The organism is Micromonospora sp. WMMD712, from assembly GCF_029581295.1.
Classification (GTDB): domain Bacteria; phylum Actinomycetota; class Actinomycetes; order Mycobacteriales; family Micromonosporaceae; genus Micromonospora; species Micromonospora carbonacea.
Window position 1 is genome coordinate 5,519,094 of record NZ_CP120743.1, and the last position, 17,446, is coordinate 5,536,539.

Sequence of the window (17,446 nt, forward strand, 5' to 3'; positions counted from 1 at the left end):
CGCGAGCCGGCGGGCGGCGGTGCCGCCCCGGGTGGGGCGGCACCGGGCCGTCAGTAGCCGTAGCCGGTTCCGCGGTCGCTGCTGGAACTGCCGGTGCTGATGGCGATGATGATCAGCGCCACGTAGCCGAGGATCGCCAGCACCATCAGGCCGGTGAGGATCCAGCCGACGATGATGGCCGCCTTCGCCATCCCCTCGCCGCCCTCGCCCGTCTCGCGGATCTGCTTGCGGGCCACGTGCCCGAGGATCGCGCCGATCGGCGCGGTGATGCAGGAGCCGATGCCGACGAGGGAGAGCACCAGCGCCGCGATCGCCATCCCGTTGGTCCTCGGCGGCGGCGCGTACCCGTATCCCGGGTAGCCCGGGGCCGGGTGACCGGCCGGGGCGTAGCCGGGCACGGCATAGGGGTCGGCGACCGGCGCGGCCTGCTCCATCTTCATCCCCGCGTACGGGTCGACCGGCGCGTACGGGTCGCCGCCGGTCGGCGGCCCGCTCGCCGGCAGCGTCGGGTCGACCGGCGGCGTGGCCGGCTGGGACCAGGGGTCGCTCGGGCTGTCGGCCGGTGGGGGGTATGTCATGGGCTCTCTCCGCGTCTCGTCGAGGGTGCGCGGTCAGGGTAGCCAGGGCGCCCCAAAACGCGGCACGTCACCGGGTGCCGCGTTGCCCGGAGCAGGGCGAACAGGCAGGATCGCGGCATGGCAATCGACGCGCGCGGCGCGGACCGCTCCGGCAGCCGATCACGACGGGACGTGAGCCGCCCGGGGTTGCCCCGGCGCAGCCGCCCCACCGCCGGGGCCGGCCCGGCCGACGAGGACGCCCCGGTGGCGCTGCCGGAGCCGGTCACCATGCGGCTCGACGGCCGGGTCGCCCTGGTCACGGGCGCGGGCAGCGCCGACGGCATCGGGTACGCCACCGCCCGCCGGCTGGCGGACCTGGGGGCCCGGGTGGCCATCGTCTCCACCACCAGGCGCATCCACGAGCGGGCCGGCGAGCTGGGGGTGACGGGTTTCGTCGCGGATCTCACCGACGAGTCGGAGGTCGGCGCGCTCGCCGACGCGGTGGCCGAGCAGCTCGGCGACGTCGAGGTGCTGGTGAACAACGCCGGCCTGGCGAGCCGGGCCAGCCCGGAGGTGCTGCGCCCGGTGGCCCAGCTCAGCTACGACGAGTGGCGCGGCGAGATCGACCGGAACCTGACCACGGCGTTCCTGTGCAGCCGGGCGTTCATCGGTGGGATGGCCGAGCGCGGCTGGGGCCGGATCGTCAACCTCGCGGCCACGGCCGGCCCGGTGAACGCCCTGCCCACCGAGGCGGCGTACGCGGCGGCGAAGGCGGGCGTGGTGGGGCTGACCCGGGCGCTGGCGATGGAGATGATCGCCGACGGGGTGACGGTGAACTCGGTGGCCCCCGGCACCATCCACACCGCCGCCTCCACCGTGGCGGAGATCCGGCAGGGCCTCGGCACGCCGGTGGGTCGCCCCGGCACCCCGGACGAGGTGGCCGCCGCGATCGCCTTCCTCTGCTCGCCGGCCGCGTCGTACATCACGGGGCAGATGCTGGTGGTCGACGGCGGCAACAGCGTCCGGGAGGCGCAGTTCCGCTGACCGCCCCGGGGCCCGGCGGGATCAGTCGTAGGAGCTGCCGTCCATGGAGCCGCCCCAGAAGACCAGCCCGAGCCAGCCGCAGCAGGCGATCAGGCCGATCACGGTGAAGACGTAGCTGAGGATCAGGCCCCAGGTGGCGAACTGGTCGCCGTCCTCGCCGGTGCGCCGGATCTGCCGCTTGGCCAGGTGGCCGAGCACGATGCCGGCGGGGGCGAAGACGAACGCGAAGACCAGCGACAGCACGGCGAGGACGTTGGTGCCCCGCCCCTGGCCGGCAGGCGGCGGATACGGGCCCTGCCCCGGCGGCGGGCCGTACTGCCCGTAGCCCGGAGGCGGGGCCCCGTACTGGGCGGGTGGCGGCGGCTCGTACGGCGACGGCGGTTCGTGTCGGCCGGGCGGCGGCGGGGGCTCGTACGGGGATGGCGGTTCGTCCGGCTCGCGCGGTGGATAACTCATCCGGCACCTCCCGCTACCCGTCGTGACCTGGCCTATTGCGGACGCTACCCGCAGCGGTGAACCTTTTCACAGCGGTTGGGTGGACCGGCCGCCTTGGCCGCGCCGGCCCGGCGGGCCGATACTTACCGAACGTTCAGTTACCCACGAGTAGTGCGCCCGTGGGTGACGTGTCGACGAACGACGTGCCGATTCCCCCGGAGGCTGAGATGGCCAGACTCGCCCAGACGCCCGGCCTGACCGACGTGCAGCGGTCGATCCTGGAGACCGTCCGGGAGTTCGTCGACAAGGAGATCGTCCCGCACGCCCAGCGGCTGGAGCACGCCGACGAGTACCCCACGGACATCCTCGACGGGATGCGCGAGCTGGGGTTGTTCGGCCTCACCATCGCCGAGGAACACGGCGGGCTCGGCGAGTCCCTGCTGACGTACGCCCTGGTGGTCGAGGAGCTGTCCCGGGGCTGGATGTCGATCTCCGGCATCGTCAACACCCACTTCATCGTGGCGTACCTGATCTCGCAGCACGGCTCCGCCGAGCAGCGGGCCCGGCTGCTGCCGAGGATGGCCACCGGGGAGGTGCGGGGGGCGTTCTCGATGTCGGAGCCCGAGTGCGGCTCGGACGTCTCGGCGATCAGGTCGAAGGCGGTCCGCGACGGCGACACCTACGTCCTCGACGGCCAGAAGATGTGGCTGACCAACGGGGCGTACTCCTCGGTGGTGGCCACCCTGGTCAGGACCGACGCCGGGGCCGACTCGGTCTACGGCAACATGAGCACCTTCCTGCTGGAGAAGGAGCCCGGCTTCGGCGAGACCGCGCCCGGCCTCACCATCCCCGGCAAGATCGACAAGATGGGCTACAAGGGCGTCGAGACCACCGAGATGATCCTCGACGGCGTCACCGTCCCCGCCTCCGCCGTGCTCGGCGGCGAGGAGCGGGTCGGCCGGGGCTTCTACCAGATGATGGACGGCATCGAGGTCGGCCGGGTCAACGTGGCCGCCCGCGCCTGCGGCATCTCCATCCGCGCCTTCGAGCTGGCCGTCGCGTACGCCCAGCAGCGCCGGACGTTCGGCCAGCCGCTCGCGCAGCACCAGGCGATCGCGTTCAAGCTCGCCGAGATGGGCACGAAGATCGAGGCCGCGCACGCCCTCATGGTCAACGCCGCCCGGCTCAAGGACGCCGGCCAGCGCAACGACGTCGAGGCCGGCATGGCCAAGCTGCTGGCCTCCGAGTACTGCGCCGAGGTCGTCCAGGAGGCGTTCCGCATCCACGGCGGCTACGGCTACTCCAAGGAATTCGAGATCGAGCGGCTGATGCGGGAGGCCCCGTTCCTGCTCATCGGCGAGGGCACCTCGGAGATCCAGAAGACCATCATCTCCCGCGGCCTCCTGCGCGACTACCGCCTCTGACGGTGCAAGGAAGGGCCCCCTGTCAACGCATTCTGCATAGGAAGGGCCCCCTGCAAACCCGCCGGCGGGCGGCAGTCAGCCGAGGCGGGTCAGGCCGCCGGCGGCCCGCTCGACGATCAGGCAGCGGTCCTCGACGTAATCGACGCCGGCCTCCTCGGCGATCCGCCGCGCCTCGGGCGAGACGATCCCGAGCTGCAACCACACCGCGGGCGCGCCGATCGCCACCGCCTCGCGCACCACCCCGACGGCGTCCCGCGCCGGCCGGAACACGTCCACCAGGTCCACCGGGTGCGGGATGTCAGCCAACGACGCGTAGGCCCGCTCGCCGAACAGTTCGTCGACCGTCGGGTTGACCGGGATGATCCGCCAGCCGTACCGCTGCATCTGCGCCGGCACCCGGTGCGCGGCCTTGCCGGGATCGCGGGACGCGCCCACGACGGCGATCACGGCGGAGTCGGCGAGGATCTGCTGGGCGCTGCGCATCCCGCGACTCTAGCCCGCCGCGCGGGTCAGAGCAGGGTGAGCTGCTCGGCCGGCGGCGGGCCCGGCTCGGCTGCCGGCCGCCGACCCTCGCCCACCCCGGCGCGGGCCAGGCCGTGCCGTCGGGGGGCGATGCGCACCCGGGCGGCCACCTCCCGCTGGTACGCCTGCGGCGCGTACGCGCCCGCCCGGTAGAGCTCGCGGTGGCGGGGGACGAGGTGCGGGTGCTCCCGGCCGAGCCAACGCGCGTACCACTCGCGGGCGCCGGGGCGCAGGTGCAGGACCAGCGGCGTCACGCTGGCCGCCCCGGCGGCGGCGACGGCCGACACGGTGGCGTCGATCGACGCGTCGTCGTCGCAGAGGCCGGGCAGGACGGGGGCCGTCAGCACGCCGACGGAGAAGCCGGCGTCGGTCAGCGCCCGGACGGGGGTTGATGATCGACTTGGCCCGCACCTCGTGGAAGGTCATCCCGGCGAAGCCGGGCGTGTCGAAGGTGCGGATGGCCGCGCCGGGCAGCGCCAGCGGCAGGGGTGGAGCCGCCGGCGCTGCCCGCTCGGAACCGGCCTCGTCCGGGGGAGCGGAGAGGCTGTCCCAGCGCATGCACCCCATTCGAACACGCGTACGAACGAAGTGCAAGTGACGTGCCGGACACCGGCGTACGGCCGGCGGGGCGTCGGGGGGAGGATGAGGGCATGGAGAGGTCGACCTTCGTCTTCGACGGCGACTGCGCGTTCTGCACGAAGTGCGCGGAGTTCATCGAGCGCCGCATCCCGACCCGCGCGCGGGTGCTGCCCTGGCAGTTCGCCGACCTCGACGCGCTGGGTCTGACGGCGGCCGAGTGCGCCGACGCGGTGCAGTGGGTCGGCGCGGACGGCTCAAGGGCCGCCGGGCCGGACGCGATCGCGCGGCTGCTCGGCGACAGCGGTCCCCTGTGGCGGGTCGCCGGGGCCGGGCTGCGGTTCCCGCCCGTCCGCCTGGCCGCCTGGCCGGTGTACCGCTGGGTGGCCCGCAACCGGCACCGGCTGCCGGGCGGCACGGCCGCCTGCGCCGTGCCCTCGGCCCCGCGGGACTGACCCGCACCACGCATACGCCAAGCCCTCGCCACGTCCACGCCACGCCCGGACCGAGCCTCGCCCCGCCGGCGCCACGCGCGCGACGTGCCCCGCACCACGCCCGCGGCGCGGCGCGGCGCGTGGCGGTTCCCTACGGAACGCCCGGCGGGCCTACGGCTGGTGCAGCGGCGCGGGGCGGCGGCCGTCGCCCGTGACCGCCCGGGGCTGGTCGTCGAGCTGGCCGGGCCGCCCCGCCGGCCCGCCCCGGCGCGGCCGTCCCCGTGGTCCGCCCCGGCCGAGCCGGCGCAGCCAGACGACCGGGCGCACCCGTTCCAGCGGCAGGAAGCTGGCCATGGCCACCAGGTGCGGGGCGAACGAGATGGTGATGGTGGCCATGGTGACCAGGTGGAACGAGTAGAAGAAGCCGACCGTGGCCAGCCGCCAGCGGGGCGGCAGCACGAAGACCACCGGGCTGAGCAGCTCGAAGGCGAGGATGCCGAACTGCGCCACGAGCAGCAGGTGGGGCACGCCGGCGATCAGGTCGGCCAGGTCGGTGCCGCGCCGGATGATCGCCTTGGCGAGCACGGACCCGGTGGCCCAGTCGAGGCCCCCGAACCGGAACTTCGCGAAGGCGGCCAGGAAGTAGGTGCAGATCACCGCGATCTGGGTGACCCGCAGCGCCCAGCCGCCGGCCTCGGTGCGGGTCGGGTCGCCGTGCCGGGCCCGGCCGGCGGTGGGCAGCGCGGCGAGCGCGACGAGCAGGCCGAACCGGTCGTGGTCGACCTTGCCGTAGCTCATCGCGATGATCATCCACTCCAGGTAGAGCGCGAAGACCGACCAGCCGAGCAGGCGGTGGGCCCGCCCGGTCGCGGCGAGCAGGGCGAGCGCCAGCAGCGCCCAGAAGATCGCGCCGACCAGCGCCGGGGTGGGGGTCGGCAGCGGGAGCACGCGCCCGACGAGCAGTGGCTGGTAGAGGTCGCCGGGCACGCTCGCGCGGGCGCGCACCCAGGGGGTGAAGAAGACCAGGTCGGCGGCGACGAAGAGGTAGACCAGGGTGCGGAAGGCGGCCACCCGGCCCCGGGGGACCGCCTCGGTGAGCCAGCCGATCACCCGTCCGCCCGCCAGCTCACCACGGTCTCGTCGGTCCAGCGCCCGGTCGGCCGGGCGTCCGCGATGCCGTACCAGCGGATCACGATGCGCACCTCGACCAGCGCGGCGGCGTCGGGGTGGCGTTCGGCGTACGCGTCGGCGACCCGGCGCAGCCGGGCCGGGTCCTCGACGTACCGGCTCTGCTGGCCCTCGATCTCGGCCCGGCGGATGCCGGTGGCCTCCTGGCCCAGGTCGACCAGGGCCCCGGTGCGGTCGACGCCCTCGACGCGGGTGTCGGGGGCGGCGGCGTCCGGCGGGTCGGACGTGGAGTACATCCGGAACGGCCCGAACGGGAAGTCGTCGTCGGTGCCCCAGGCGGTGCCGGCGAGCAGCACGACGAGGCCGAGCGCGGTGGCGGCCAGTCGGGCCCCCCGGCCCCGGCGGGTCAGCGTTTCCATCGGTTTCCGACGCTACGGGATGAAGGGCGCCCTTCGGGTCCCTCCGTCGGGTGGCCCGCCCCAACCGTACCGGTGACGCGGGCCGGTGACGCCCCGCCGGACGGCGGCCCTGCTGACGCGGCGGCGGCCGGGCCCCGGTTGGGGCCCGGCCGCCGGTCGGCGCGGGCTCGGTGAGCGCCCGGCGCTCAGTGCTTGTGCTCGGCCAGCTTCTTGCGGACGTCGTCCATGTCGAGGGCCTGGACCTGCTCGATGAGGTTCTCCAGGGCCGACTCGGGCAGCGCCCCCGGCTGGGCGAAGACGATCACGCCGTCCCGGATCGCCATGATCGTCGGGATCGAGCGGATGTCGAACTTCGCGCCGAGCTCCTGCTGGGCCTCGGTGTCGACCTTGCCGAAGACGATGTCGGGGTGCTTGTCGGAGGAGCGCTCGTAGACCGGGGCGAACCGCTTGCACGGGCCGCACCACTCCGCCCAGAAGTCGACGAGGACGATGCCGTCGCCGCCCGCCACCTCGTCGAAGTTCGTCGTGGTCAGCTCAACGGTTGCCATGTGGACTCTCCGATCACCGCGGAATCACGTACGCCTGCTGGAACCAGGACGGGACCCGGCGCATTCCCGGGCGTCCGCCCCCGAAACCCGGCGGGGCCGGGAACGGGGTGCCAGCGTATCGATTCTCATCTGTTGCCGGCCTCCTTGCTGCATGCACATGCACGACGCATTTGCGTGACGGGACGTGATGGGAGCGTTTCCACAGGTGGGGGGCCTGATTGCTGATCAACTTCGATGATCTGATGCCTGACTAGCGACGATTCGACCTGCGGTGATCGCTCCCACACTTCATGATCGTTACTCTTCGTATTGTTACGAAACGATAAATGTGACCCCGGTCTCTGTTGACCGGGGTGCGCGGTGGGGCAGAATCTTCCCCATCAGAGCGTGGGCGGCGGGTGCCGGGGAGGGCCCCGCCGCTCATTGCGTCTCCCCCCGGGAGCGCGGCCGGTGTGACATTTCCTCGGCCGCCTGCGGCCCCCGGCCTCGCCTTAACCCTCGATAAGGCATGCTGGCCCGAACTCCGTCGCCCGCCCGTGAAGGGGGCCCCGATGCAGTTCGGCCGCTACTACGAGGAGTTCGAGGTCGGCGCGGTCTACCGGCACTGGCCGGGCAAGACCGTCACCGAGTACGACGACCACCTCTTCTGCCTGCTCACCATGAACCACCACCCCCTGCACCTCGACGCGCACTACGCCGGCTCGGCGAGCCAGTTCGGCCGCAACGTGGTGGTCGGCAACTACGTCTACTCCCTGCTGCTCGGCCTGTCCGTGCCCGACGTCAGCGGCAAGGCCATCGCGAACCTGGAGGTCGAGTCGCTGCGGCACGTCGCACCGACCTTCCACGGCGACACCATCTACGGCGAGACCACCGTCCTGGACAAGCGCGAGTCCTCCTCGAAGCCCGACCGGGGCGTCGTGTCGGTCGAGACCCGTGGCTACAAGCAGGACGGCACCATGGTCTGCGTCTTCCGCCGCCGGGTGATGGTCCCCAAGCAGGCGTACGCCGCCGCGACCGTGCCCGAGGGCGTCGACCCGGAGCGGCCGAGCTTCCCCGAGCCGCGCTGACCCCGTTCGTCCGCCGGCGGTCCGCGCCGCGCGGTTGCGGGAAGGGCCCCGACCGGCCGTACGGGGTCATATGCTGGCGCCGGAGGTGCCCATGAGCCACTCCGTCGCCGGAGAGCCGTCCTCTGCCGGCCGCCGCGCCGCACCGCTGACCACCGCCGCCTACTCCGCCGCCGAGTGGGACCTGCTGACCGGCCTGCCCGGCCGGGTGCTCGTGGCCGCCGCCGAGCCCGCCCCCGGCGGCCCGCCCCGGGGCGTCGCCGCCGGGCTGGCCGGCCTCGACGCCGTGGCCGCCGGGCGGGCCTCCGACAGCGACCTGGTGCGTGCCGTGGTCGCCGCCATCTACGCCCGGCACGACGGGGCGGCCGCCGAGGACCGGCTCACCGACCTGGTCGACGTGCTGGCCGCCTGCCGGGCCACGGTCCGGGTGCTGCGCCGGCGGGCCGACCCCGCCGACTCGGCCGCGTACCGGCAGTGGGTGCAGTCGGTTGCGGCCCGGGTCCGCCGGGCCACCGCCGGGGCCCCGGCGGGCGGGGCCGTGACCCCGGCCGACCGGCGGTTCCTGGACCGGCTGGGCGGGGCCCTCGACCTGGGCTGAACCGGAGCGACCCGACGGGTGACCCCGGCGCACCCGGCGGCGCGGGGCGGCCGGGAGGTCCGTACCCTCTCCAGATCGTGACCGGTGATCAGCCTGAGGTCGGCGTGGGGCCGTGGACCGGCGACCCCCCGGACGACCCGCGCTACGACCCGGAGCTGCTCGCCGAGGGCGACCGGCGCAACGTCGTGGACCGGTACCGGTACTGGCGGCGGGAGGCCGTGGTGGCCGACCTCGACCGGCGTCGGCACGACTTCCACGTGGCGATCGAGAACTGGCAGCACGACCTCAACATCGGCACCGTGGTCCGCAACGCCAACGCCTTCCTGGCGGCCGAGGTGCACATCGTGGGGCGGCGGCGGTGGAACCGGCGGGGCGCCATGGTCACCGACCGGTACCAGCACGTCCGCCACCACGAGACGATCGGGGAGTTCGCCGCCTGGGCGGCGGACCGGGGCCTGCCGGTGGTCGGCATCGACAACCTGCCCGGCTCCCGGCCGCTGGAGACGACGAGCCTGCCCCGCCGCTGCGCGCTGCTGTTCGGCCAGGAGGGGCCGGGGCTGTCCGAGGCCGCCCGGTCTGCCTGCGACCAGCTCTTCTCCATCGCCCAGTACGGCTCGACCCGGTCGATCAACGCCGGGGTGGCCAGCGGCATCGCCATGCACGCCTGGATCCGCGCCCACGCCGGCCCGCCGCCCGCCTGACGTCCGCCGCCTTCTGACGTCCGCTGCGCCGTGCCGTATCCCGCCGCGACGCGCCGGGGGATTCGGCCGCTCCACTTGACTGTGGGCCGAGCCGGGGCGACGGTGGAAACGTGAGTGTCGCGGTGAGTTGCCCCAGGTGTGGTGGATCCGTCCGGGAGCCGGACCTGATGCACACGGAGTGGCGTTGCGCGCGCTGCGGTCCCGTGCCACCGCTGCACGTGCCGGAGCACATCGGAGCGGAGATCGTGGCCAGCGTCGTGGGCCGGGTCGCCGCCGCCGGTCCCGCCGACGGCCCCGCCACGCCGGTCTGGTGCCCGTGGCCCATGCCGCCCGGCTGGACCCTCACCGGCGTGGCGTACGCCGGGGACGAGCGCGCCGGGGTGCGGGCCACCGCCGTGGCCTTCGCCGGGCCCGAGCCGCTCGGCGGCGGCCCCGCCGACCTGGTGTTCGTGGCGGAGGAGCCGGGCGTCGGGCTGGGCACCCGGTTCGCCGGCATGGCCGGCCCCGACCCGGGTCCGCAACTCGCCGAGGCGCTGGACGATCCCGGCCCCGGGCATCCGGGGCATGTCGGGCAGGCCAGGATCCGTGTCGCCGGCCACCCGACTCCACTGTGGCTCGTGAATTCTCCGACGGATCGAAGCGCGTACGCCGGCGAGGCTCGGGGATTGTGGCTTCATGCGATAGCCTGGCCGGCGAGCGCGGGACATCTGCTCGCCGAGGACGTGGAGTTGCACGACCTCACAGAGTGGACGCCGTCCGAGCTCGTGTACGGCGCTCCGTCTCCGTACCTGCACGGGAAGGCCTGACGAGCCGAGAGGCTCGGCGAGTCTGCCCGTTCTGTCGGAGAGCGGACGCAGAGATTCACTGTACGACACCTAACTGATACTCTGGGTGCCGCTGCGGTAAATGGACCCGGCGCCGCGCGAGAGGATGGCCCGCCATGGTCAAGAAGGTCCTCACCTGGGCCGGTATCGCATTCTTGATCTTCTTTGTTGCGTACCGGCCAAATTCCGCCGCAGACGTCTTCAAGTCGATCGGCGGCGGCATCATGGACATCGCCCAGGGGTTCGGCGACTTCTTCACCAGCCTCATCGCCTAACCGCCGATGGGCAGCCCCTCCGGTCCGCCTTTCGACCCCGACGACCCCGACCGGGAGCGCCGGGACCGAGACACGGAGCCGATCCCCAGGGTCAGGCCCGAGGACATTCCGGGCCCAGGCCCGGGGCCGGGCTTCGCCGACGGTCCGCCATTCTCCGACGACGCCGGCTACGGCGACGGTCCCTTCGGCGGCCAGGCGCGTTCCGGCCGGGCCTGGGTCCGTGACCCGGAGGCCGACTACCAGCCGCCGCAGATCTCCGAAGAGGAGCTCGCCGGGCTGCGGGTCGACGCCTCCGGCATGCCGCTCGGCCCCCGCCGGGTCCTGCCGCTGGAGGACGAGCCGAGCTCGCTGGTGGCGCGCTACCTCTTCCCCACCGAGCGCTACCGGGGTGAGTGGAAGCGGCACTGGATCCACCTGACCACGCCGATCCTGGTGGGCATCGGGGCGACCTTCGTCCTCGGCTACCTCTCCGGCTTCCTCGCCGGGCGGGACGTGGGCGCGCTGACCACCATCGCGGTGCTGCTCTGGTTCGCCGTGATGGGCTGGGTGGCCTGGAAGGTCGCCGACTGGTGGTACGACCGGTTCATCCTGACCAACAAGCGGGTCATGGTGGTCAACGGCATCGTCACCCGCAAGGTGGCGATGATGCCCCTCGCCCGGGTCACCGACATGAAATACGAGCAGAGTCCCACCGGCCGCGCCCTCAACTACGGCACGTTCGTGCTGGAGTCCGCCGGCCAGGACCAGGCGCTCCGCGAGATCAAGAACCTACCCAACCCGAACGAGCTCTACCTGCGCGTCGTCGAGGAGATGTACGAGCCGCAGGCGGTCGAAGCCCGGCTGGGCAAGGAGGCGGACGAGGCCAAGGCCGACGACGGGGCGTGAAACTTTCCGTCCGAACATCGGAGGAACGCCGCACCTTTCGCCGTCGCCCGGTCCGCCCCGGGCATGACAACCTGCCATGCAGGCACGGGGGTGCGGGAGGTGAGCGGTGGCCGCGAAAGACCCGCTGGAGGAGGAGTTCCGCGAGTTCGTCGCGGCCCGCTCCGGGGCGCTGCTGCGCACCGCGTACCTGCTGACCGGCGACTGGGCCACAGCCGAGGACCTGCTCCAGACCGCGCTGACCAAGACCTACCTCGCCTGCAAGCGGCTCGGCGGCATCGAGGCGATCGAGCCGTACGCGCGCCGCGTCATGGTCAACACGTCGACGAGCTGGTGGCGGCGGCGCTGGCACGGTGAGCGGCCGACCGAGGTGCTGCCCGAGCGGGCCGGGGTCGACGAGATCGAGCAGCAGCTCGACCGGGACGTGCTGTGGCGGCAGCTCAGGGCGCTGCCCAGCCGGCAGCGGGCGGTGCTGGTGCTGCGCTTCTACGAGGACATGTCGGAGGCCCAGACCGCCGCGCTGCTGGAGATCTCCCCGGGCACCGTGAAGAGCCAGACCTCCCGGGCGCTGGCCACCCTGCGCCGACGGCTGGGCGCGCAGGCCGCCCTCGACCTGACCGACGCCGCAGCGGAGCCGCAGCCCGCCGGGCGGGCGGGCAACCGGCCCGACCCCCGGACGCGGCCCGCCGCCGCCGCCCGCTCCCGGCCCACCCGGCAGGCCGACCCCGCCGCCCGCCCCGCCCCGGTGGCCCCGCCCCGTCCCGCCCCCGCGGCGGTGCCCGCCGTGCCGCGCCCCACCCGGGCCGGGACGCCCGCCGCGCCCGCCCCGGCCGGCGGCGCGCCGCTCCCGGTGGCCGGCGAGGCCGTCGTCGCCCCGCTCGGGGCGCCGGCCGAGGCCGTCGGCGCGGAGCGGAGGTGAGCGGGGTGGCCGGTCCCGGTGACAACCGGACGCCCGTTCCCGCGCGTCCAACAGTCGTGACGGCGGACGAGTTGGAGCGCGCCCTCCGGGAGACCTTCTCCCGGCAGGCCGCCGCGCCGCTGCCGGGCACCGTCGACCCGGCCGGCCTGGCCATCCGGCGGGCCACCCGGGTCCGCCGCCGCCGGGTCCTCACCGGCACCGCCCTGGCCGGCGTGGCCACGGTGCTGGTCAGCGTCGGCATGGTGCAGCTCAGTCCGCAGTCCGGCCAGTCCACCCCGCCGACCGTGGTGCTCGGCGACCCGCGCGGCTCCTCCTGGCCGGTGCCGGAACCGGTGTCGAGCCCGTCGGCCGGATCGCCCCGCCCGGCCCTCGGGCCGGCCGGCGGCGCGGTGGACCTGATCGTCGACGGCACCCTCTACACCGCCGGGAACACGGACATCCCCCTCGGCGTCGTCGCCGCCGACCGGGCGCAGCGCGTAGCGGACAAGGGCGGCTGGCTGGTGGTGGGCGCGCCCACCGTCGCCGGCCGGGCCCTGCTGTCCGTGCACCCCGACGGCAGCACGCGGGTGCTGCTGGCCGGCGCGGAGGCGATCGCCGTCGCCCCCGACGGCGATCAGGTCGCCTGGCGCGACGGCGACCGGATCTCCCTCGCCGGGATCGTCGCCGACCGGCTCGTCGCCGTCTCCGGCACGACGGCGACCGGCGCGGCCGTGCCGGTCGGCTTCGCCGGCAACTCCGTCCTGGTACGCCGCGACCCGGCCGGACCCGGTTACGCGCTCTGGCATCCGGCCACCGGCGGGCTCGCCACCGACGGCTGGCGCGACGTCCTCGCGGTCCACGGGGCGCTGCCGGACGGCCGGCTCGTCGGCCTGGTCCCCGCCGGCACGCCCCGACGTCCCTGCCTGGCGCTGCTCGACCCCGCCCGGGCGCTGGCGACGATCCGCACGGCCTGCGGGCCGACCCTCAGCGCCGACGGGCTCGGCGGGGTCTCCGCCGACGGCCGCTGGCTGCTGTTGAACGGCCGCACCGGCTCGCCCGACGGCACCGGGGCGCTCCTGGTCGACCTCGCCACCCTCGGCGGCACCCCGGTCGCCCGCCCCGCCGGCCCGACGCTGGCCGGGGCGGTGTGCTGGACGCCGGCCGGCGCCGCCTGGTATGTGGCCGCCCGGGGCGGGCTGGTGCCGGTGCGGCCCGACCGCGTGGTCGCCGGGGAACCGGCCGTCGCCAGCCCGGTGACCGGCGTCGAGCCGGCCGACCGGCCGGTCGTCGTCACCGACCCCGCACCGTGACGGGCAGCCGGCACCGATCCGGCACTCCGACCTGCCGTGGGCGTCGACCCGGCGCTGTGACCTGCCGTGGGCGTCGATTCGGCCCTCTGACCTGCCGTGGGCGTCGACCCCGCACCCTGACCTGCCGTCGGCACCGGTAGCGTCGGACGATGACCCCGCCCCCGGTGCCGGCCGCCGCCCGGATCGACCTGCACGCCCACTCGACGGCCAGCGACGGCACCCTCACCCCGGCCGAGCTGGTCCGGGCCGCCGCCGACGCCGGCCTGGACGTCGTGGCGATCACCGACCACGACACCACCGCCGGGTGGGCGTCCGCCGTGGCCGCGCTGCCCCCCGGCCTCACCCTGGTCCGGGGCGCGGAGCTCTCCTGCCGGTGGCACGGGGCCGACCCGCCGGTGGCGCTGCACCTGCTCGCGTACCTCTTCGACCCGGACGAGCCGGAGCTGGGCGCGGAGCTGGCCCGGGTGCGGGCCGCCCGCGAGGCGCGCGGCGAGCGCATCGTCGCGCTGCTGCGCGCCGACGGCGTCGAACTGAGCTGGCCGGAGATCCTCGCCGGGGCGGCCGGCGGGACGGTGGGCCGCCCGCACATCGCCCAGGCCCTCATCCGCGCCGGGCTGGTGGCCACCACCACCGAGGCGTTCGGGCCGGACTGGCTGGGCGAGCGGTACCGGCTGCCCAAGGACGACATCGACGTGTTCCGGGCGGTCCGGCTGGTGCGCGCCGCGGGCGGCGTGCCCGTCTTCGCCCACCCCCGGGCGAGCCGGCGCGGCCGGATCGTGCCCGACGAGCTGATCGTCGCGCTGGCGGCGGCCGGGCTCGCCGGCCTGGAGGCCGACCACGAGGACCATTCCCCGGCCGAGCGGGCGCACGTGCGGGCGCTCGCCGCCGAGCTGGGCCTGTTCGTCACCGGCTCGTCGGACTTCCACGGCACGCACAAGACCGTCCGGCTCGGCGCGTTCACCACCTCGCCCGAGGCGTACGGGCGGATCGTGGCCGCGGCCACCGGCGTGACCCCGGTCGCTTCGGCCTGATCCGCCTCCACCTGCGCGGCTACCCTCTCCGGGTGGATCTGAAGCTCTTCGGTGAGGTCTTCGTGACCCTGCTGGTCATCGTCGACCCGCCGGGCATGATGCCGATCTTCCTCGCGCTCACCGGCCCCCTGTCCGCCCGGGACCGCAACCGGGCCGCCTGGCAGGCGGTGGCCCTGGCGCTCGGGGTGATCGTGGTCTTCGCCGTGGCCGGGCAGACGTTGCTGGCGTACCTGCACGTCGACCTGCCGGCGCTCCAGGCGGCCGGCGGGCTGCTGCTGATCCTCGTCGCCCTGGAGCTGCTGACCGGCAAGGCGGACGACCCCACCCAGCAGGCCACCTCGAACATCGCCCTGGTGCCGCTGGGCACCCCGCTGCTGGCCGGGCCGGGCGCGATCGTGGCGACCATGCTCTTCGTCCAGCAGGCCGACCGGGCGCTCGACTACGGTGCCATCGCCGCGGCCATCGTGGCGGTGATGCTCACCGTCTGGGTGGTGCTGCGCTTCTCCGGCGGGATCGTCAAGATCCTGCGGCCGGGCGGGATCGAGGTGCTCACCCGGATCGCCGGCCTGCTGCTCGCCGCGATCGCGGTGCAGCTCATCGCCGACGCCATCGCGGCCTTCGTCACCCAGTACACGAACGCGACCTGAGCGGCGTCACCGTGGGCGTGGCCGATCCGGCGGCGCGACCCGCCGGCCGGGTCGGGCCGGCTGTCGTATCCGGGTGGCAGGATCGCGGGGTGCGACCAGCCTCCTCATCCGGCCGCCCCGCCGGCCGACCCACCGCCGGGTCGGGCCGGACCCCGCGCCCCCGCGCCGGCCAGCCCGCCCAGTCCCGCCGGGCCGCCGAGCCCGAGCAGCTCGGCTTCGACGGCATGCCGGAGCGGCTGTTCGTGTGCACCCCCAGCAAGCTCGGGGCGTACGCGGACTGCCCCCGCCGCTACCGCTACTCGTACGTGGACCGGCCCGCGCCGCCGAAGGGCCCGCCGTGGGCCCACAACTCGCTGGGCGCGAGCGTGCACACCGCCCTGAAGAACTGGTATGCCCTGCCCGTCGACCGTCGCCGCCCAGAGGCGCTGGCCGGGCTGCTGCGGGGCACCTGGGTGCGCGACGGGTTCCGCGACGACGAGCAGGAGCGCGACGCGTACCGGCGGGCGTTGGCCTGGCTGGAGTCCTACGTCGAGACGCTGGACCCGCAGGCCGACCCGGTCGGCGTCGAGCGGGTGGTGGCGGTCAGGACGGCGGTGCTGGCGTTCAACGGGCGCGCCGACCGGATCGACCTGCGCACCGGCGCGAGCGGGCCGGAGCTGGTGATCGTCGACTACAAGACCGGCCGCACGGGGCTGGACGCCGACGACGCGCGCGGCTCGCAGGCGCTGGCCCTCTACGCGTACGCCGCCGAGCGGGTGTTCCGCCGGCCGTGCCGCCGGGTCGAGCTGCACCACCTGCCCACCGGCACGATCGCGGCCCACGAGCACACCGTCGAGTCGCTGGCCCGGCAGGTCACCCGCGCCGAGGAGACGGCGCGGGACATCATGGCCGCCGAGCGGGCCGTCGCCGACGGCTCCGACCCGGACGACGCCTTCCCGGCCGAGCCGGGGCCGCGCTGCGGCTGGTGCGACTACCGCCGCACCTGCCCGGCGGGCGCGCAGACGCCGGGCAAGGACCCCTGGGCGGCCATGGACCGCCGGGACTGACCTCGTCTGACCTGGGCTGGGCTGACCCACCGGGCGAGCCCGGTGGGTCAGCCCAGCCCGGCGCGTGGGGCGGGCGTGCGGTCGGTGGGGCGGGCGTGTCATGTCGGGCTGATGGCGGTATCCGAGCGGCGGGATGCCGCCATGTCGGCGACATGACGCCGAGTCCTCGGCCCGGCGGGCCGGCCTGGGGCGGGCCCCGACCGGTCAGCGCGGGGTCAGGCGGGCGGCCCGTTCCTTCGCCGCCTGCTGCAACGGCCCCTCCCGCCAGCGCTGCGGCAGGGCCGCCAACGCCAGCCGCAGGGCGCGGACGGTGAGGTCGGCCGACAGTTCGGTGGTCGGCAGCCCCAGGCCGCCGTACAGCCGGCGCGCCCAGGGCGGCAGCAGCGCGAACGCGGTGCCGGCGACGCCGAAGTATGCCAGCCGGGCCGGCCCGAGGTTCAACCCGACCCGGGCCGGCAGGTTGAGCTTCCACGGCAGGGGCGGGGCGGTGAGGAAGACGGCCGTCTCCGCCGCCTCCCGGGTCATCCGCAGGGCCGGCCGGACCTGCCGGTAGTAGTCCGCGACCTCGGCTGCCGTGCCGGGCACGTCCGCCGGGTCGAGCCCCACCAGGGCCGCCGCCCGGCGCTGCTCGGTGTAGTAGCCGTCGGCCTCGGCGTCGGTCAGCGGCAGCCCGGCCCGGCGGGCGGTGCTGAGGAACGACTCGACCTCGGTGACGTGCACCCAGCGCAGCAGCTCCGGCTCGTCGATCCGGAACTCCTGTCCGGTGTCCGGGTCGGTGGCCCGCATCCGGCCGTGCAGGCGGCGCAGCCGGGCCCCGGCGGCCTCGGCCTCGGCGGTGGTGCCGTAGATGGTGGTGGCGACGTAGGTGGCCGTCCGGACCAGCCGGCCCCACGCGTCGGTGCGGTAGTTGCTGTTCTGGGCCACCCCGGCCATGGCCCGGGGGTGCAGTGCCTGGAGGTAGAGCGAGCGCAGGCCGGCGACGATCAGGATCGGCTCCTCGTGCACCTTCCACGTGACCGATCCCGGACCGAACAGGCCGAGGTCATCGGAGTCCACCCGACCAAGGGTGCCACGCCCGGCCGC

The 17,446-nt window shown here is 74.8% G+C and carries 21 protein-coding genes and 1 pseudogene; 14 read left to right on the plus strand and 8 right to left on the minus strand.

The window, feature by feature from the left end:
- Nucleotides 1-50: 50 nt before the first annotated feature.
- The gene (locus O7633_RS24100; RefSeq protein WP_282324018.1) at nt 51-578 is read right to left on the minus strand and encodes a DUF4190 domain-containing protein; all 528 of its coding nucleotides are present in this window, start codon (nt 576-578) and stop codon (nt 51-53) included.
- A 117-nt stretch (nt 579-695) separates the two neighbouring features.
- Between O7633_RS24100 and O7633_RS24105 the strand changes: the two genes are divergently transcribed.
- The gene (locus tag O7633_RS24105; RefSeq protein WP_282324019.1) at nt 696-1,601 is read left to right on the plus strand and encodes an SDR family NAD(P)-dependent oxidoreductase; all 906 of its coding nucleotides are present in this window, start codon (nt 696-698) and stop codon (nt 1,599-1,601) included.
- A gap of 21 nt (nt 1,602-1,622) precedes the next feature.
- On the opposite strand, the gene O7633_RS24110 is transcribed toward O7633_RS24105, so the two are convergent.
- A complete protein-coding gene (locus O7633_RS24110) occupies nt 1,623-2,057 on the minus strand; it encodes a DUF4190 domain-containing protein (protein WP_282324020.1) in 435 nt (144 codons plus the stop codon).
- Nucleotides 2,058-2,263: 206 nt separating this feature from the next.
- Between O7633_RS24110 and O7633_RS24115 the strand changes: the two genes are divergently transcribed.
- Nucleotides 2,264-3,460 (plus strand): acyl-CoA dehydrogenase family protein, encoded by a 1,197-nt coding sequence (locus tag O7633_RS24115; RefSeq protein ID WP_282324021.1) that lies wholly within the window; start codon nt 2,264-2,266, stop codon nt 3,458-3,460.
- A gap of 75 nt (nt 3,461-3,535) precedes the next feature.
- Here O7633_RS24115 and O7633_RS24120 read toward each other — a convergent pair whose 3' ends face one another.
- Together O7633_RS24120 and O7633_RS33175 are read right to left on the minus strand one after the other, a co-directional pair.
- Nucleotides 3,536-3,943 (minus strand): CoA-binding protein, encoded by a 408-nt coding sequence (locus O7633_RS24120; protein WP_282324022.1) that lies wholly within the window; start codon nt 3,941-3,943, stop codon nt 3,536-3,538.
- A 26-nt stretch (nt 3,944-3,969) separates the two neighbouring features.
- A pseudogene (locus tag O7633_RS33175) lies at nt 3,970-4,540 on the minus strand (hypothetical protein).
- 92 nt (nt 4,541-4,632) lie between these two features.
- Here O7633_RS33175 and O7633_RS24130 point away from each other — a divergent pair.
- Nucleotides 4,633-5,013 (plus strand): DUF393 domain-containing protein, encoded by a 381-nt coding sequence (locus O7633_RS24130; protein ID WP_074477063.1) that lies wholly within the window; start codon nt 4,633-4,635, stop codon nt 5,011-5,013.
- Between the two features lie 150 nt (nt 5,014-5,163).
- Here the strand turns inward: O7633_RS24130 and O7633_RS24135 are convergent, their stop codons facing one another.
- The 3 genes from O7633_RS24135 to trxA all read right to left on the minus strand — a co-directional run bounded on the left by O7633_RS24135 (nt 5,164) and on the right by trxA (nt 7,087).
- On the minus strand, nt 5,164-6,102 hold the full coding sequence (locus O7633_RS24135; protein WP_278131812.1) for an MFS transporter permease: 939 nt from the start codon (nt 6,100-6,102) through the stop codon (nt 5,164-5,166).
- Nucleotides 6,099-6,539, minus strand: coding sequence for a hypothetical protein (locus O7633_RS24140; RefSeq protein ID WP_278131814.1), 441 nt, complete (start codon nt 6,537-6,539; stop codon nt 6,099-6,101). The genes O7633_RS24135 and O7633_RS24140 overlap by 4 nt, the downstream gene beginning before the upstream one ends.
- Before the next feature lie 185 nt (nt 6,540-6,724).
- Nucleotides 6,725-7,087 (minus strand): thioredoxin, encoded by a 363-nt coding sequence (trxA, locus tag O7633_RS24145; protein ID WP_074477065.1) that lies wholly within the window; start codon nt 7,085-7,087, stop codon nt 6,725-6,727.
- 551 nt (nt 7,088-7,638) lie between these two features.
- Between trxA and O7633_RS24150 the strand changes: the two genes are divergently transcribed.
- The 11 genes from O7633_RS24150 (at nt 7,639) to O7633_RS24200 (ending at nt 16,363) form a co-directional block, all read left to right on the plus strand.
- Nucleotides 7,639-8,154 carry a MaoC family dehydratase gene (locus tag O7633_RS24150; RefSeq protein ID WP_074477066.1) on the plus strand — a complete coding sequence of 172 codons (516 nt, stop codon included), beginning with the start codon at nt 7,639-7,641 and terminating at the stop codon, nt 8,152-8,154.
- 70 nt (nt 8,155-8,224) lie between these two features.
- Nucleotides 8,225-8,749, plus strand: coding sequence for a hypothetical protein (locus O7633_RS24155; RefSeq protein ID WP_282324024.1), 525 nt, complete (start codon nt 8,225-8,227; stop codon nt 8,747-8,749).
- Between the two features lie 77 nt (nt 8,750-8,826).
- Nucleotides 8,827-9,450, plus strand: a complete 624-nt coding sequence (locus tag O7633_RS24160) for an RNA methyltransferase (protein WP_178063281.1) — start codon at nt 8,827-8,829, stop codon at nt 9,448-9,450.
- 122 nt (nt 9,451-9,572) lie between these two features.
- Complete coding sequence (locus O7633_RS24165) at nt 9,573-10,256, plus strand: DUF6758 family protein (protein ID WP_348776344.1); 684 nt, start codon at nt 9,573-9,575, stop codon at nt 10,254-10,256.
- Between the two features lie 134 nt (nt 10,257-10,390).
- A complete protein-coding gene (locus O7633_RS24170; protein WP_165878125.1) occupies nt 10,391-10,549 on the plus strand; it encodes a hypothetical protein in 159 nt (52 codons plus the stop codon).
- 6 nt (nt 10,550-10,555) lie between these two features.
- On the plus strand, nt 10,556-11,434 hold the full coding sequence (locus O7633_RS24175; RefSeq protein ID WP_282324027.1) for a PH domain-containing protein: 879 nt from the start codon (nt 10,556-10,558) through the stop codon (nt 11,432-11,434).
- Between the two features lie 106 nt (nt 11,435-11,540).
- On the plus strand, nt 11,541-12,350 hold the full coding sequence (locus tag O7633_RS24180; RefSeq protein WP_282324028.1) for a SigE family RNA polymerase sigma factor: 810 nt from the start codon (nt 11,541-11,543) through the stop codon (nt 12,348-12,350).
- A gap of 56 nt (nt 12,351-12,406) precedes the next feature.
- Nucleotides 12,407-13,639, plus strand: a complete 1,233-nt coding sequence (locus O7633_RS24185) for a hypothetical protein (RefSeq protein WP_282324029.1) — start codon at nt 12,407-12,409, stop codon at nt 13,637-13,639.
- A 149-nt stretch (nt 13,640-13,788) separates the two neighbouring features.
- A complete protein-coding gene (locus O7633_RS24190; RefSeq protein WP_282324030.1) occupies nt 13,789-14,670 on the plus strand; it encodes a PHP domain-containing protein in 882 nt (293 codons plus the stop codon).
- 32 nt (nt 14,671-14,702) lie between these two features.
- Nucleotides 14,703-15,317 (plus strand): MarC family protein, encoded by a 615-nt coding sequence (locus O7633_RS24195; RefSeq protein ID WP_282324031.1) that lies wholly within the window; start codon nt 14,703-14,705, stop codon nt 15,315-15,317.
- A 224-nt stretch (nt 15,318-15,541) separates the two neighbouring features.
- Nucleotides 15,542-16,363 carry a PD-(D/E)XK nuclease family protein gene (locus O7633_RS24200; protein ID WP_282328628.1) on the plus strand — a complete coding sequence of 274 codons (822 nt, stop codon included), beginning with the start codon at nt 15,542-15,544 and terminating at the stop codon, nt 16,361-16,363.
- A gap of 204 nt (nt 16,364-16,567) precedes the next feature.
- Here O7633_RS24200 and O7633_RS24205 read toward each other — a convergent pair whose 3' ends face one another.
- On the minus strand, nt 16,568-17,419 hold the full coding sequence (locus O7633_RS24205) for an oxygenase MpaB family protein (RefSeq protein WP_282324032.1): 852 nt from the start codon (nt 17,417-17,419) through the stop codon (nt 16,568-16,570).
- Between the last annotated feature and the right edge of the window lie 27 nt (nt 17,420-17,446).

Bases quoted from the DNA above. Each gene is read 5' to 3' on its own strand.
- O7633_RS24100 (WP_282324018.1), bottom strand. From the start codon at position 578: ATGACATACCCCCCACCGGCCGACAGCCCGAGCGACCCCTGGTCCCAG.
- O7633_RS24105 (WP_282324019.1), top strand. From the start codon at position 696: ATGGCAATCGACGCGCGCGGCGCGGACCGCTCCGGCAGCCGATCACGA.
- O7633_RS24110 (WP_282324020.1), bottom strand. From the start codon at position 2,057: ATGAGTTATCCACCGCGCGAGCCGGACGAACCGCCATCCCCGTACGAG.
- O7633_RS24115 (WP_282324021.1), top strand. From the start codon at position 2,264: ATGGCCAGACTCGCCCAGACGCCCGGCCTGACCGACGTGCAGCGGTCG.
- O7633_RS24120 (WP_282324022.1), bottom strand. From the start codon at position 3,943: ATGCGCAGCGCCCAGCAGATCCTCGCCGACTCCGCCGTGATCGCCGTC.
- O7633_RS24130 (WP_074477063.1), top strand. From the start codon at position 4,633: ATGGAGAGGTCGACCTTCGTCTTCGACGGCGACTGCGCGTTCTGCACG.
- O7633_RS24140 (WP_278131814.1), bottom strand. From the start codon at position 6,539: ATGGAAACGCTGACCCGCCGGGGCCGGGGGGCCCGACTGGCCGCCACC.
- trxA (WP_074477065.1), bottom strand. From the start codon at position 7,087: ATGGCAACCGTTGAGCTGACCACGACGAACTTCGACGAGGTGGCGGGC.
- O7633_RS24150 (WP_074477066.1), top strand. From the start codon at position 7,639: ATGCAGTTCGGCCGCTACTACGAGGAGTTCGAGGTCGGCGCGGTCTAC.
- O7633_RS24155 (WP_282324024.1), top strand. From the start codon at position 8,225: ATGCTGGCGCCGGAGGTGCCCATGAGCCACTCCGTCGCCGGAGAGCCG.
- O7633_RS24170 (WP_165878125.1), top strand. From the start codon at position 10,391: ATGGTCAAGAAGGTCCTCACCTGGGCCGGTATCGCATTCTTGATCTTC.
- O7633_RS24175 (WP_282324027.1), top strand. From the start codon at position 10,556: ATGGGCAGCCCCTCCGGTCCGCCTTTCGACCCCGACGACCCCGACCGG.
- O7633_RS24190 (WP_282324030.1), top strand. From the start codon at position 13,789: ATGACCCCGCCCCCGGTGCCGGCCGCCGCCCGGATCGACCTGCACGCC.
- O7633_RS24200 (WP_282328628.1), top strand. From the start codon at position 15,542: ATGCCGGAGCGGCTGTTCGTGTGCACCCCCAGCAAGCTCGGGGCGTAC.